This is a genomic window from Sphaerospermopsis sp. LEGE 00249 (genome assembly GCF_014299995.1).
GTDB classification, from domain to species: domain Bacteria; phylum Cyanobacteriota; class Cyanobacteriia; order Cyanobacteriales; family Nostocaceae; genus Sphaerospermopsis; species Sphaerospermopsis kisseleviana.
In genome coordinates this window covers 36,606-50,576 of the sequence record NZ_JACJUZ010000009.1, presented here as the reverse complement: position 1 = coordinate 50,576, position 13,971 = coordinate 36,606, and the positions used below count along the sequence as shown (strand labels likewise).

18 protein-coding genes are annotated in these 13,971 nt (G+C 36.7%); 6 read left to right on the top strand and 12 right to left on the bottom strand.

All coding sequences use genetic code 11. The annotated features are described in order from the left end of the window. Positions 1–52 precede the first annotated feature (52 nt). The 6 genes from H5968_RS05210 to glmM all read right to left on the bottom strand — a co-directional run bounded on the left by H5968_RS05210 (position 53) and on the right by glmM (position 6,101). Positions 53–367, bottom strand: a complete 315-nt coding sequence (locus H5968_RS05210; protein ID WP_187039067.1) for a ferredoxin — start codon at positions 365–367, stop codon at positions 53–55. Between the two features lie 153 nt (positions 368–520). Further along, the gene (locus tag H5968_RS05205) at positions 521–1,294 is read right to left on the bottom strand and encodes a peroxiredoxin-like family protein (protein ID WP_187039066.1); all 774 of its coding nucleotides are present in this window, start codon (positions 1,292–1,294) and stop codon (positions 521–523) included. Positions 1,295–1,452: 158 nt separating this feature from the next. Beyond that, a complete protein-coding gene (locus H5968_RS05200) occupies positions 1,453–2,427 on the bottom strand; it encodes a cysteine synthase A (RefSeq protein WP_187039065.1) in 975 nt (324 codons plus the stop codon). Positions 2,428–2,670: 243 nt separating this feature from the next. Continuing rightward, the gene (locus H5968_RS05195; protein ID WP_187039064.1) at positions 2,671–3,255 is read right to left on the bottom strand and encodes a Uma2 family endonuclease; all 585 of its coding nucleotides are present in this window, start codon (positions 3,253–3,255) and stop codon (positions 2,671–2,673) included. A 193-nt stretch (positions 3,256–3,448) separates the two neighbouring features. Beyond that, positions 3,449–4,087: a peroxiredoxin gene (locus H5968_RS05190; protein ID WP_187039063.1), complete on the bottom strand. Its 639-nt coding sequence runs from the start codon at positions 4,085–4,087 to the stop codon at positions 3,449–3,451. Positions 4,088–4,634: 547 nt separating this feature from the next. After that, positions 4,635–6,101 carry a phosphoglucosamine mutase gene (glmM, locus tag H5968_RS05185; protein WP_187039062.1) on the bottom strand — a complete coding sequence of 489 codons (1,467 nt, stop codon included), beginning with the start codon at positions 6,099–6,101 and terminating at the stop codon, positions 4,635–4,637. Positions 6,102–6,499: 398 nt separating this feature from the next. Here glmM and H5968_RS05180 point away from each other — a divergent pair, with 398 nt between their 5' ends. Next, positions 6,500–7,216, top strand: a complete 717-nt coding sequence (locus H5968_RS05180) for a heme oxygenase (biliverdin-producing) (protein ID WP_187039061.1) — start codon at positions 6,500–6,502, stop codon at positions 7,214–7,216. A 270-nt stretch (positions 7,217–7,486) separates the two neighbouring features. Then, positions 7,487–7,747, top strand: a complete 261-nt coding sequence (locus H5968_RS05175; RefSeq protein WP_187039060.1) for a hypothetical protein — start codon at positions 7,487–7,489, stop codon at positions 7,745–7,747. Positions 7,748–8,145: 398 nt separating this feature from the next. Here H5968_RS05175 and H5968_RS25490 read toward each other — a convergent pair whose 3' ends face one another. Genes H5968_RS25490 through H5968_RS05160 form a run of 3 tightly spaced genes read right to left on the bottom strand, consistent with a single transcriptional unit; the run spans position 8,146 to position 9,517 of the window. Continuing rightward, a complete protein-coding gene (locus tag H5968_RS25490; RefSeq protein ID WP_187039059.1) occupies positions 8,146–8,277 on the bottom strand; it encodes a type II toxin-antitoxin system HicB family antitoxin in 132 nt (43 codons plus the stop codon). Positions 8,278–8,300: 23 nt separating this feature from the next. Beyond that, a complete protein-coding gene (locus H5968_RS05165) occupies positions 8,301–9,062 on the bottom strand; it encodes a DUF1828 domain-containing protein (protein ID WP_187039058.1) in 762 nt (253 codons plus the stop codon). Beyond that, on the bottom strand, positions 9,062–9,517 hold the full coding sequence (locus H5968_RS05160) for a hypothetical protein (RefSeq protein ID WP_187039057.1): 456 nt from the start codon (positions 9,515–9,517) through the stop codon (positions 9,062–9,064). Before H5968_RS05160 ends, H5968_RS05165 begins: the two co-directional genes overlap by 1 nt. A gap of 149 nt (positions 9,518–9,666) precedes the next feature. Here H5968_RS05160 and H5968_RS25485 point away from each other — a divergent pair, with 149 nt between their 5' ends. The 4 genes from H5968_RS25485 to H5968_RS05135 all read left to right on the top strand — a co-directional run bounded on the left by H5968_RS25485 (position 9,667) and on the right by H5968_RS05135 (position 12,878). Next, positions 9,667–10,767 (top strand): pentapeptide repeat-containing protein, encoded by a 1,101-nt coding sequence (locus H5968_RS25485; RefSeq protein ID WP_255427051.1) that lies wholly within the window; start codon positions 9,667–9,669, stop codon positions 10,765–10,767. A 112-nt stretch (positions 10,768–10,879) separates the two neighbouring features. After that, the gene (locus H5968_RS05145; RefSeq protein WP_187039056.1) at positions 10,880–11,089 is read left to right on the top strand and encodes a hypothetical protein; all 210 of its coding nucleotides are present in this window, start codon (positions 10,880–10,882) and stop codon (positions 11,087–11,089) included. A gap of 190 nt (positions 11,090–11,279) precedes the next feature. Continuing rightward, complete coding sequence (gene cobW, locus H5968_RS05140) at positions 11,280–12,341, top strand: cobalamin biosynthesis protein CobW (protein ID WP_187039055.1); 1,062 nt, start codon at positions 11,280–11,282, stop codon at positions 12,339–12,341. Positions 12,342–12,416: 75 nt separating this feature from the next. Then, positions 12,417–12,878 carry an ABA4-like family protein gene (locus tag H5968_RS05135; RefSeq protein ID WP_187039054.1) on the top strand — a complete coding sequence of 154 codons (462 nt, stop codon included), beginning with the start codon at positions 12,417–12,419 and terminating at the stop codon, positions 12,876–12,878. An 81-nt stretch (positions 12,879–12,959) separates the two neighbouring features. Here H5968_RS05135 and H5968_RS05130 read toward each other — a convergent pair whose 3' ends face one another. Genes H5968_RS05130 through H5968_RS05120 form a run of 3 tightly spaced genes read right to left on the bottom strand, consistent with a single transcriptional unit; the run spans position 12,960 to position 13,949 of the window. After that, the gene (locus tag H5968_RS05130) at positions 12,960–13,178 is read right to left on the bottom strand and encodes an acetyltransferase (protein WP_187039053.1); all 219 of its coding nucleotides are present in this window, start codon (positions 13,176–13,178) and stop codon (positions 12,960–12,962) included. Continuing rightward, positions 13,145–13,675, bottom strand: a complete 531-nt coding sequence (locus H5968_RS05125; protein WP_187039052.1) for a hypothetical protein — start codon at positions 13,673–13,675, stop codon at positions 13,145–13,147. The genes H5968_RS05130 and H5968_RS05125 overlap by 34 nt, the downstream gene beginning before the upstream one ends. Then, positions 13,641–13,949 carry a DUF3181 family protein gene (locus tag H5968_RS05120; RefSeq protein ID WP_187039051.1) on the bottom strand — a complete coding sequence of 103 codons (309 nt, stop codon included), beginning with the start codon at positions 13,947–13,949 and terminating at the stop codon, positions 13,641–13,643. Before H5968_RS05120 ends, H5968_RS05125 begins: the two co-directional genes overlap by 35 nt. Positions 13,950–13,971: the final 22 nt, after the last annotated feature.

The window sequence follows — 13,971 nt, the reverse complement described above, 5'->3', positions numbered from 1 at the left end:
TTTTCTCTCTTCCGTGAACAAGATGCTGTTTTCGGATATTTTTTCATCAGCATTATCTCTGAGGATGAAAATGATGATATAGCATTCTGTGGACTCTTTGACCACCTATTAAATGTTTTTCTACCAGTGTTTGTACTTCCAGAGGTAAAACCCGACAATACCACACCATCTCAGGTAACACTAACACCATTGGACCACTACCACACTGACCCAAGCAACCACTAGCTGTAACTGTCACATGGGGAATCGGTAAAGCTTGAAAAGCTGCTAATACTTCTGCTGCACCTTGTTTTCTACAGCTACGATGTTGACACACCTGCACACATTTAGTAGATTTTACTTGATCTTCTGTTGGTAGATTTAACATTACGAATAACCTAAATTTTGAATTATAGCAGGAGGCAGGAGGCAGGAGGCAGGAGGAAAACTGGCTTGGTGAGTGGCTTTAAACTTAAATGCTGTACCTCATCAATCTGCAATCTGCGATATCTTGAATAAAACAATTATCAATTGTCAATTTTCAATTATCAATTGGTAAAAATGATAGAGGTTGACTCATGTTAGCAGCAAAACCTAAAATTCCTGGATCTCGATGTTCATAAAGTAATTCACCTTGATTATTAAATAAAAATGTTCCACCACGTTGAGTTAAATAAGCAGAATTTGGCACATAAGTTGACCAATTTTTTAATACTTCTACCATATTTTTTAGTCGCAGAGTAGCTAATTCAAAAGGACGTTGAAAACCACTACCTCCAGCTAGTTTAAAAAACGAACCTTTAAAAGCTGGTAAAGGAGTACCTTGAATCATCTCATCATCTGCTATAAGTTGGGGTGCTTGTTTATCTCCTTTGTATCCCCGAAAAACTTCTTTTAATGTTCCAGGACTACCAATACCTGCACACATTAACATTAAATTTAACCAAGATTTCTGACTTTGAGAAAGTCCAGGAACAGAAACTTTTAAACCTGGATAAAGATTCAGTTTTTGATGTAATTCAGCATTTTCATCAACAAATAAATTTTCTTGGGGAAATCCTGTATATTCACAGAATTTTCTTCCAGAAGTGAGATTCCCAATACCTACTGCACGAATAGCAATTTTTTGATTTGCTAAATTTTGCGCTTCTCGCTGTAACCACCAGGCATATTCTAAACTATCAAAATCTCCCAGTTGTGGCAATACTAAAACTAGGATTTTTGCAGCACTTTCGCAATTTTCTAACAACGGTTTTATAGTGCCATCACTCACACATTGAAGTTTGATTTGAGAAAAAATAGTGTAGGGATTCATAGGATTTTAGATTTTAGATTTTAGATTTTGGATTTTAGATTTTATCAGTTTTAAGTAAATCAACTTTCAAAAACATCATCCCCAGATCCCCGACTTCTGCGATAAATTCACAATTTATTGACACGATCATCAAAGAAGTCGGGGATCTTATCAACCCTTTAACTAACAGACAACCCTTTACTGGCTAACCATTCTTTGTTAAATATCCGTGATTGATAGCGAGATCCGCTGTCACAAAGAATAGTCACAATAGTATGTCCGGGTCCCAATTGTTTCGCTAAAGCCACCGCAGCACCAACATTAATTCCTGTTGAACCACCCATTAATAAACCATCTTTTCTTAATAGTTGATAAACCACTCGTAAAGCTTCTTGATCATCAATTTGAATGGCATCATCAATGGGTACGCCTTCCATATTAGCGGTAATTCTACTATTACCAATACCTTCAGTAATAGAATTACCTTCGATTTTGATTTCGCCGGTTTTCACATAGCTATATAAACCGCTACCCATCGGATCAGCAACTACACATTTAACATTGGGGTTCTTTTCTTTCAAACACATTGCCACACCTGCGAAAGTTCCACCTGTTCCGGTTGCAGCTACCCAACCATCTATTTTACCCTCTGTTTGTCGCCAAATTTCCTCACCGGTGGTTTCGTAATGGGCTTGACGATTTGCTAAATTATCAAATTGATTTGCCCAAATGGCGTTTTCCATCTCGGTGGCAATTCTACCAGATAATTTAACGTAATTATTAGGGTCTTTGTAGGGTACAGCCGGAACAGGACGAACTTCCGCACCCAATGTTGTCAGCGCATCTATTTTTTCTTGAGATTGGGTATTGGGAATAATAATTAGGCATTTATACCCTTTAGCATTACAGATATGCGCTAATCCTATTCCTGTATTACCCGCAGTTCCTTCTACTACTGTACCACCGGGTTTGAGTAAACCTTTTTTTTCTGCATCTTCGATAATATAAAGCGCAGCACGATCTTTCACAGAACCACCAGGATTGAGAAATTCTGCTTTGGCTAAAATTTCGCAACCGGTTTCTTCACTAAAGCTGTTTAACCGTATCAGTGGTGTGTTACCAATAGTACCTACAAATCCTTGTTTTATATCCATATTCAAATCTATCTGAGTTCTACCCTTTCAAATTTTGCCTTTATTTGCATCTATTCACAATCTTTTACACTTCCCCTGGTGAAAAATTTGTGCATCATTTCCTGAAAGTAGCTCAAAAAGCGTAGGTTATAATACTTTTTGTTTATCAACTATTTCTAGAATCAAAATTCCCAAAGATGAAATAAAATTTGTTCAATGAATATTAATGAATATTAATATTTTCCATGAAAGCAACAATCACAATCACCAAATTTTCGCCATATTCAACACAAACCCTGGTAAAATAGGATCACAATTTACGGTTTCAGGATTTTCTAAACATTCCTCTGGTTGTCCAGGACGATAAATATAAACTTGGCGATGTTTACGATCAATTAATAATCCTAATTGTATTCCTGGTTCTTCCATGTATTCCACCATTTTCTCTTTTAATGGTTGCAAATTATCGGAAGCTGACCTTAATTCAATGATAAAATCTGGACAAATAGGAGCAAACTTTTTCTGTTGTTCTGATGTCAAAGTATTCCATCTTTCTAATTTTATCCAGGAAGCATCGGGAGAACGTTCTGCACTTGTGGAAAGTTTAAAACCTGTACTGGAAGAAAAAGCAATACCCGTACCATCTTTTTCTGTCCATACCCACAACTGTCCTAGAATATTAATCTCTCTGTTTCCGGTTTCTGATCCTGCTAGTGACATAATTGATATTTCTCCAAATTTATTCCTCTCAATGCGTAAGTTACGGTTAATTTGACAGAAATCAAAAAATTGTTCATCTGTCATTTTAACTGATGATGGTAATTGAAAAACTATAGGTGATGACAGCATTATCTTTAATCCTACTTTGCTGATCTAACTTATTTTATTATATAAAAAATGGTGGGTTATAAAATCTTTAACCCACCATGATCATGAATATTAATGTTACTAAAATTTCAGTAATCAGCCAGAAATTAATATTTCTCAATCTTTGTTATTGCTGTTATTAGCTGACTGCTGACTGCTGATAGCTACCTAAAAATTATTTATTGGGTTGGGGAGTCATCCGCAAATAAGGTTTAATTTCTTGATAACCTTTGGGAAATTTCTCTTTGAGAACTGCGGGATCTTTTAAGGATGGAACAATTACACAATCATCACCATCTTTCCAGTCTGCTGGTGTAGCAACACTGTAGTTATCTGTCAATTGTAAAGAGTCAATGACCCGCAATAATTCATCAAAATTGCGTCCAGTGCTGGGAGGGTAGGTGAAAGAAAGACGTAATTTTTTGTTGGGATCGATAATGAATACAGAACGCACTGTGATGTTTGCAGCCGCGTTAGGATGAATCATATCATAAAGGTCAGAAACCTTTTTGTCTGCATCTGCCAAAATTGGGTAGTTGAGGGCGGTGTTTTGGGTTTCTTCGATATCACCTACCCAACCGTTATGAGATTCTACATCATCAACACTGAGAGCGATCGCTTTCACGTTGCGTTTGTCAAATTCGGGTTTTAACTTTGCAACTGTACCTAATTCTGTGGTGCAAACAGGTGTATAGTCAGCAGGATGAGAAAATAATACTACCCAGCTATCACCCGCCCATTCATAAAAATTGATGTCGCCGTGTGTAGACGCTTGTGTAAAGTTAGGTACTGTATCACCAAGACGGAGAGCCATGCTAGATTCCCTGTAATTAGAAAAGATAATTATTTTACTGTGACAGTATGACACAAATTAACTATTATCCTATGGACATTTTGCAGATTGCAACAAAATTTTAAGTTTCTTAACTCTGAGGATATCAATTCCATTAATTCTTTATTCTCTCTTTATTCTCACTCCTGACTCCTGACTCCTGGCATAATTTCTTGATATGCTTGAATTACTTGTTGTGCGATCTTTCAGGTAAATGAACCACATCGTGATTTAGGTTTCGCGCAAAGACACAAAGGAGCAAAGGCGCAAAGGAAGAAGTAAAGTAATTTAGGGTGTAGTCTAAATACATGAAAACTGCTGTAATAACTCAAAAATTGATTTAACTTGGTTTTTTTCTTGGTTTTGAACATAACTGTTTAGGTGACAGTTGACAGGTGACAATTGAAAGGGAACAGGGTGTAGGGTATGGGGGAAGAAAAATTAGTTCTTTATTCTTCTTTCTCCTGATAGCATCTATCTGGTGTGCTATGAGCATCAGCTATACTGTCACCTGTCACCTGTCACCTATTTACGCTATGTGTTCTTGAACTTGTGAAACTAATTCCTTTGTCCAATAGTTTACCAATTCCGTATCCGCAGCTTCTACCATAACTCTAATTACTGGTTCTGTGCCAGATGCACGGACTAATATCCGTCCATTATCACCCATTGCGGCTTCGGCTTTGGCGATCGCTTTTTGTACTGGTTCGCATTTTTCCCAAACTAAGCGTTTTTCTCTGTCTTCTACTCTCACGTTTTGTAATAGTTGCGGATAGGTTTGAAAACTTTGATCTACCATTTCTGCTAAGGAAACTCCTCCTGCTTTCACCACTGCGGCTAAATGTAATCCTGTTAATAAACCATCTCCAGTCATGCCATAATGACGACAGAGGATATGTCCTGATTGTTCTCCCCCTAACATTCCCCCAGTTTTTAACATTTCTGCTTGTACGTACTGATCCCCGACGGCGGTACGAATTAATTTACCACCCTGTTTTTCCCAAGCTTTCTCAAATCCCAGGTTAGCCATGACGGTGGAAATAATCAAGTTATCTGGTAATTTTTGTTGCTCTTGCAAATGACAACCCCAAAGGTAAAGAATGTAATCACCGTTTACCTGTCTACCAGTGTTATCTACAGCTAATACTCGATCTGCATCGCCATCAAAGGCAAATCCCATATCGGCTTTATACTCTTTCACTGCGTCAGCTAAAATATCTAAATGGGTAGAACCGCAATTGACATTAATGCGATCGCCATCCGCCTGATTATGTAAGCAAATTACATCCGCACCCATCTGGGTAAATACGGTCGGTGCTAACCCCACAGCCGCACCCCAAGCCACATCTAAGACAATTTTCATTCCTTGCAGATTTACTTGTGGCTGTAATGGTTGTTGCAATGCCTGTCCGTAATCTCCAATTAATTCTGTTCTTGAATAATGCTTTCCACAGTTGCTTACACTGCTAACAGTTGCCAGTTTACCCCGCAAACCCGCTTCTATTTGCCCTTGTAATTCTTTTGACAGCTTTGTACCATTTGCCCCAAAGATTTTAATACCATTATCTTCTGGTGGGTTATGGCTGGCAGATATCATTACACCACCGATAGCTTCTGTGATGCTGGTAAGATAAGCAACGCAAGGAGTGGGACATAAACCCAAATACCAAACTTCTAACCCTGCGGCGGTTAAACCTGCACTTAACGCCATTGCCAGCATATCACTAGAATTTCTGGAGTCTTGACCTAAAATTATCGGTCCATTTTTTGCTAAACCATTATTTGCAGCATGATCACGTAAAACAATACCCGCCCAAAAACCAACCTGTAAAGCCAAAGGAGCATTTAACAATTCTCCCACTTTTCCCCGAATGCCGTCTGTACCAAATAACGGTGTTTTTGGCAAGGATAGCAAACTAGGAACAAAATTACTTGCAAGACTAGCCACATAACCATCAGATATACTGCTTTGAGTCCGAGTTATAGAAGAAACCATATTTTTCAACACTCCACACCATTAAACATTTCGGAGAATAACACTTTAACCCCTGTTCAACAATTCTGAGGAATTATTAACAAACAGTACACCTGTAATTTTTTTCTGAATGACTATGAACTTTAACGATTTTATGTTAAGTAATATTACAGGTGCTTATTAATTGTTTACTATAAAAAATCCTCATTGTTGGCTAAATCAAGCAATTAGCTTTGTATTTATAACCTAATAAATGTCTATTGCCAGAGTTAAGGTATAAATAAATACGAAAATAATGTAACTTAATGAATTTTAATATAAATTCTCATCAAATAGTTCTAATGTAACCTTTTAGTGGCATTTTTTCGCCATTTGTGAAAAATCCCAACAGTTGACTTTTTAAAGTAGAGAAATTTAGCATGAGCAGTAATTTAGCCTCCAAGTTACGAGTAGGTACAAAAAAAGCGCATACAATGGCAGAAAACGTTGGTTTTGTCAAGTGCTTTTTAAAAGGAGTGGTAGAAAAAAATTCATACCGGAAACTGGTTGCTAACTTTTATTTCATCTACTCAGCAATGGAAGAGGAGATGGAAAAGCACAAAAATCACCCTGTTGTGGGTAAAATTTATTTTCCTGCACTGAACCGCAAGCATTCTTTAGAGCAGGATTTAGCTTACTACTATGGTTATAACTGGCGGGAGCAGATCAAATTATCCCCTGCTGGTGAGACTTATGTAAACCGCATTCGGGAAATTTCCGCTACAGAACCCGAATTGTTGGTTGCACATTCCTATACTCGTTATTTGGGTGACTTGTCTGGTGGACAAATTCTTAAAAACATTGCTGTAACTGCAATGAACCTGGGTGAAGGTGAAGGTACAGCTTTTTATGAATTTGCAGATATTAGCGATGAGAAGGGATTTAAAGCCAAATATCGGCAAAATTTGGATGAAATGCCCATTGATGATGCTACAGGCGATCGCATTGTCGAAGAAGCTAACGACGCTTTTGGTGTGAACATGAAGATGTTCCAAGAGTTAGAAGGTAATTTGATTAAAGCGATCGGTATCATGGTTTATAATACCTTGACTCGTAAGCGGACAAAAGGTAGTACAGAATTGGTGACTGCTGAGTAATTAGGTGACAGGTGACAGGTGACAGTATTAAAAGCCTTTCATTGTCTAGTCTATAATTAACAAGCATTGAATTAGGGGTAATTTCCCTGTGATTGTTTTCTGTGGATGAAAGCAACCGGAGGGAGATTACCCCTAAATTTTAAAATCATCTATATTAGGACTTACGCACTAGAGAGATTGTGCGTCAGTCCTGTAAAATAAAGTCAGTTCAATTCACCTCACTTTTACTTCTGACTCCTGACTCCTGACTCCTGCTGTAATGAGGTAATTATGGAAAAAACAATTACTATTACTTTCACACCAGAAGGAAATTTAGAACTTCCTCCAGAAATTCGAGAACAATTTGTTAATGGTGAAAAATATGCAGTTAGCTTCACAGAAGATGGTATTTTGTTTAAAAAAGCTCCTAAAATAGATTGGCAGGAATTAAGAAAGAGAAGAGAAGCAGTAAATGATCCTAACCCATTAACAACAGAAGAAATTTGTGAAGTTGTGCGAGAAGTTCGCAGGGGAAATATTCAATTAAACTAAGATAAATTACGCAATCTTATGACTAAAGTAGAATTTACCATTCCCATCCATGCAGTTACAGATAAGCTGTTGTGCATTTAATTTGTATAAATGATACAGGCAAGATGCCTGTGCCACAAGAGTTCAGAAATTTATGATTATACAATTTAGCTGCATCACAGCTTACTATCAGACAAGTTTTAATTTTGTATCCATAAATAATTGACTATTCATTCATATAATTCTTGATCTATATTTTGCGCTAAACTCCCATTTTCTACTACTCCAATAAACTCAGCTAGTGGATCATTTATGATATTTTTTTCACTGGGTAAAGGAATATTATCACCCGCTTCATAAGCTGTTTCAATCCATAATTCCCGCGCTTCATTGATATTTGTTATTATCTCTTCTAGGGTTTATCCTTGAGTGAGACATCCGGGTAAGTCTTTGATTTCTGCTACATATCCACCTTGTTCTGCGTCAGGGTAAAGAGTGACAGAATATTTAAGGTTTAAATAGTATTCTAAAGATTGTTTTACAAATTTCATTAATTTACTTATGAAAAATGATATTATATAAGGAGCATTTCTTGAAATTCAGCTTTGCGCGACCAGTATGCTACATTAGACACTTGTTCTAGAAGAGTAATATTTTCAAGTTTCCAAATGTCTATAGTATCGTCAAATAATGAAATAAATTTGTAATTTCTTTCTTGAAGGTAGCTAAGGTCTGACCAAACAGTAAAAACATTGTCAGCCCTACTATTACCTACTGCCACGCTTGCTGTACTTAATACATCAATTAATGATACTTGTTGGCGATATTCGGTGAAAAAATCTACTTTTCGAGAACGCCCAGAACGCCCTGCAAATTTCTTATTTTGTTCAAAAGGTATTTGTTTCTCTGTTAAAAATTCTGCTACTTCTTCTATAATTGACTCAAAAGCTCTAGTCTTAAATGTAAACCAAATATCAGAAACTCTAAATGCTGCTTGCGATAAAGTTGTGACGGCAGAAGCTAAGTTTTCATTTCCTTGTATTCTAATTATTAACATTCCTCTGTATTTTTCGACACCATGAGTTAATAGTGTATCTTGAATCAGCGTTTCTTGCTTTTCTGACCTTTTCTCAGATATAGTTTGCATCCGTAGCCAGCGTAAAGTTTCACCTAAATCTGTCAAGATATATTGACCCTCTTTTTCCTTTAGATATATATCAATAACGTCACCGTCAGGATAAAGAAATGGGGTACGTATACGGATATAGTCGTTTACCGTTGAACAGGTAAACAACTCTCCAATCGTTCTGGCAATTTCTTCACAAGGGCTTAACATTAGATGAATAAATCTAGCTGTAATGGCGGTGGATCTTGCATAATTCCATTATGCTTTATTTTTGACTCTAGACAAAATTGTTGCCATACTTTGACTGGATCGGTGACAGGAGCAGTTATATCCGGTGGAACATAAGCTTCTTTATCTCGATACAACTCTTTCCAGCGATGCTTGTGTTTTTCTCCTACTAGGTTTCCATCAGGATTTTTATGATCTTGTCCTAAATCCAAAGCATATATTCTACCAGCAGCCCGATGGATGAGTGCGTAGGTCAGTTTTTCTGTTAGCGGGTTATAACTACCTTTGACAAAAATGGGATAACCAGGATTTGAGGTAAGCTCAACACGAAATTCTACGGTAGGAGAATGGTCTTCATCTTCAATCCATAAAATATCAACATCAATTTGTTTTGTACTATCATTTATCAATTCCTCAAATTCTGCTTGAGTCAACATCAGTAGCTGAAAAACACAACATAAGTTATTGTGTCATATAAAACACTAAAAAACCTAGTTAACGCCAAATGCGATCGCTATTTTGATTAAACTTAATGAAATTAGGTTAAAATCTGAATATTGGGAATTTTAGGTATAAAAACTAGATTATGGCAAATCCAGAGCATTTAGCAATACTGAATCAAGGGGTGGAGGTTTGGAATAAGTGGAGAGATGAAAATCGTTCGTGGGGGCCAACACCTGACCTGACAGAAGCTGACCTGACAGAAGCTGACCTGACAGAAGCTAACCTGAGATGGGCTGACCTGAGAGGGGCTGACCTGAGTAGGGCTAACCTGAGTAGGGCTGACCTGAGTGGGGCTGACCTGAGTGGGGCTTGCCTGAGAGGGGCTAACCTGAGTGGGGCTTGCCTGAGAGGGGCTAACCTGAGTGGGACTGACCTGAGTAGGGCTAACCTGAGTAGGGCTAACCTGAGTGGCGCTGATTTAGAAAGATCCCAAGTAATTCATACAAATTTTCACAATGCAACTTTAACAGGTTCTCATATAAAAGATTGGCATATTAATAGTGAAACAAACCTAGACGAAGTAATTTGTAAATATGTATATCTTGATTGTGAATATTTAGATTTTGATAATGTGGAGAAAAAAGAGAAAAAAGAAAGACGACCCATAAATGGTAATTTTGACGCTGGAGAATTTGCCAGTTTATATAAAAATATAATAGAAAATACAGATTTAATTCTACGTAAAACTCCCGAAAATGAGAATACTGTTAATAACCAAGGAGTGAAATTTTCTTCAACCAAAACAACAACAATAGAAAAGACCCAAAGAACACAAAGTGATAATAATATCAATAACCAAGGCGTTCAATTTTATTCAAACTCAACAATTCACACTTGGGAAAACCTACGTTTTCGCTCAAAAACAGAAATCAAAATTGCTGAAGCATTAGACAGAACTGGAGTTTTATTTGTACCCAACTCCTTAGCACGACTTACCACACCCAAAGGTAGAGAAAATAAAGAAGCTGATTTTCTCATTTGTTATAACGGTAAATGGGGAGTTTTAGAAGTTGATGGACCATATCACACCGCAGAACGCAGAGTAGAAGAACAAGAAAGAGAACGGATTTTCAAGAAAAACGGTATCAAAGTTGTAGAAAGATTTGATGCTGAAAGATGTTATAACAATCCTGATGAAGTAGTCCAGGAATTTTTCAAGATGATAGAAATTGGATATTCTTAAAATCAAGTAACATTAATATCCCTAACTTTTATAGGTAACGTAGGTTAAATAAAGCAACTTACGTTATAATCAAATAAATATCAATAATTATTCCTTACCGATAATCACAACTATGAACAGGGAATTAGTCAAAAAATTAGTTGAAATTATTCATTGTTTATCCACAGAAGAGAAACAATTATTAGAAACAGAATTACACATCAAACCTGATTGGAATATTATCAAAAAAAGCATACTTCAAAGAGGAGAAATACTGAATCAAAGACTTAACAATCAATCTTTACAAGATACAATTACTAATATTATCTCAGAAATGAGATAAAATCCCCCACTTCTGAAATCAATTTTTCTTTCTTATTCTCTTCTTCCTTTGTGTCCTTCGTGTCTTCGTGGTTCAATAAAACAAGATCCCCGACTTCTTTTTTAAACCTGTCAATAAATTGTAAATTAATCTAAAAACTCAGGGATCTGGATATTGTGGTAAAATCAAATAACAAAACAACACACCAAACATGGCAACAAAAATCCCCGTTACAGTCATCACCGGCTTTTTAGGAAGCGGTAAAACCAGCCTCATCCGTCACCTACTCCAAAACAACGAAGGACGACGCATAGCAGTATTAGTTAACGAATTTGGCGAACTTGGAATAGATGGAGAATTATTAAAATCCTGCCAAATTTGCCCCGAAGATGAAATACAAGAAAATCCAGAAACCCAAAATAATAACAATATATTTGAACTCACAAACGGCTGTTTATGCTGCACTGTGCAAGAGGAATTTTACCCCACAATGCAGGAGTTAATTAAACGCCGTGATAGTATTGATTGTATTGTAATTGAAACCTCTGGTTTAGCATTACCAAAACCCTTAGTTAAAGCCTTTCGTTGGCAAGAAATCCGCAATGCTGCTACAGTAGATGCAGTAATTACAGTGGTAGATTGTGCTGCGGTTGCTGCGGGAACATTTGCTAGTGATTTAGAAGCGATCGCTGCCCAAAGACAAGAAGATGATAGTCTAGAACATGAAACACCGTTACAAGAATTGTTTGAAGATCAGCTTGCTTGTGCAGATTTAGTGATTTTGAATAAAACTGATTTAGTTGATGATCAACAAAAATCCCAAGTAGTAGAATTAGTCAAAAATGAATTACCTAGAGAAGTGAAAATCGTCTCTAGTGATTATGGTAAACTTGACCCATCTATATTGTTAGGATTTGAATCCGCAGTTGAAGATAATTTAGATGATCGTCCTAGTCATCACGACACCGAAGAAGATCATGATCACGATGATGAAATAAATTCAACTCACGTCATTTTAAATCGTACCTTTGACCCGGAAAAACTGCAAGAAACATTAAAGAAACTGGCAGAACAACAAGAAATTTACAGAATTAAAGGATTTGTTGCAGTTGCGAATAAACCCATGCGGTTAGTGATGCAAGGTGTAGGGACAAGATTTGAAAAATTTTATGATCGTCCTTGGAAACCAGAAGAAGCAAAACAAACCCGTTTAGTTTTTATCGGTCGTGATTTACAATCATCAGAAATAGAATCTGAATTAGTAGCTTTGTAATATATTATGAATCGGTAGGTGTTTAGCAATGCTAAACCCCTACTGTCACCTGTCACCTGTCAACTGTCACCTAATATGAATATCACCGATTTATTCAATATCGCCAATTTGTTTGTTTTACCCTTTTGGGCATTAATGATTTTATTACCTAACTGGAAAGTCACCCGCAAGGTAATGGAATCATTTATTCCTTTTGTGGTTTTAGCTGCTGCTTATGTGTATTTATTTGTCAGCAGTATTAGCCCAGAAAATGCCGCTGCTTTATCAAATCCTCAGTTAGCAGATATTGCTAGATTTTTTGCAGATGAAAAAGCTGCTGCTACAGGTTGGATTCATTTTCTAGTAATGGATTTATTTGTCGGAAGATGGATATATTGGGAAGGTCAAAAAACCGGAGTTTGGACAATTCACTCTTTAGCTTTGTGTTTATTTGCAGGTCCAATGGGTGTACTTTCTCATATTTTCACAGCTTGGATTTTTAAAGCTTTTTCTAAAGGTGAAAGTGTGACAGTAGAAGAAAAAGCTGCTGTTAATTAGATGCAAAATTGAGAATTGATAAAAATGTAGGGGTTTAGCATTGCTAAACCCCTACAATATCTACCATGATATTTAATTCTACTATGCAGCGTGCGCTGTTTGGTAATTAGCATCTAACCAACAACGTGGTAAATTTTCCCCTGATGGAAAAACCAAATCTTCCTTTTGATAGGTGTCTGTTTCCTGTTCTTCTTGTCCTTCTTGATCTTTAGCGTGTACAATCTCACTATTAGGATCAATTAATTCTTGAAAATCAACAATTTTGACTAAATCCCGACTATTTTTGATTTGTAAAAACATACCAAAAATCCTCCTTTAATTATGTTATTTAGTATTGAAGGATGTGTGAATTTACAACCGATAATAACGTCGATTAACAGGTAAATCAAGTCAATTTTACTTCTGACTCCTGTACGGGCGAAGTAGGGGCGAAGTAGGGGCGAAGCATTCGGAAAATAACCTGTGATAAAAATTGATAATTTATCGGCCGAATGCTTCGCCCTTACAGGAAAATAACCTGTGATAAAAATTGATAATTGGTTGCCCGAATGCTTCGCCCTTACAGGAAAATAACCTGTGATAAAAATTGATAATTGGTTGCCCGAATGCTTCGCCCTTACAGGAAAATAACCTGTGATAAAAATTGATAATTGGTTGCCCGAATGCTTCGCCCTTACAGGAAAATAACCTGTGATAAAAATTGATAATTGGTTGCCCGAATGCTTCGCCCTTAAGACTCCTGACTCCTGACTCCTGAATAACTTAAACTTCCCGTTGATATTTTTCCAATATATCAACCAAGCTTACTTGACATTGCAGCGGCAATAAATCAATCAAAGGTAGTTCTTTTCTCCCACCACCAATTTTCACAGGGATGGATGCTAATAATTCTAAAACTCTGTCTTCATTGACATTTCTATCAACAATTAAAGGATATAATTTTTCAGCAACGACGGTATGAAGTTTGGCATCAGATAGGTAAAGATGCCATTTAGCAATGTCTATATAGACATTTTCGCCTATTTCTGCTGCTAGGGCTTCTAGTATTTCTGTGGTAGGAGTTGTAGCCATAAAATAACCTCATTACAAAACA